Origin of the sequence: Chryseobacterium sp. SIMBA_029, assembly GCF_046535275.1 — a bacterium.
GTDB lineage: Bacteria > Bacteroidota > Bacteroidia > Flavobacteriales > Weeksellaceae > Chryseobacterium.
Genome location: NZ_JAWRXA010000232.1, coordinates 1 through 277, shown reverse-complemented (window position 1 = coordinate 277; position 277 = coordinate 1). Strand labels below are relative to the sequence as shown.

Genomic DNA, 277 nt, shown 5'->3' with positions numbered 1-277 from the left:
ATAGAGAGCCAAACAGAGATGATATCATGGCCAACAATGATGTAAAGCCCGAAAAGCTGCATGATTTTGAAGCCGGTCTGGAAAAACAGTTTGGTTTTTTATCCTTAACCGCGAATGTTTATTATATGTACTATGTTAATCAATTGGTTTTGAATGGTCAGCTTAATAATGTTGGGGCATTCATCAGAACCAATTCAGGAAAGAGCTACAGAAGAGGAGTTGAAGTAGGAGCATTGGCAAAACTATCAAAACAATGGGAAGTTTCAGGAAATCTAAC

1 protein-coding gene is annotated in these 277 nt (G+C 37.5%); it reads left to right on the top strand.

The window, feature by feature from the left end; all coding sequences use genetic code 11:
- On the top strand, positions 1 to 277 hold a 277-nt coding region (locus SB679_RS23945; RefSeq protein WP_410704741.1), incomplete at both ends, for a TonB-dependent receptor domain-containing protein.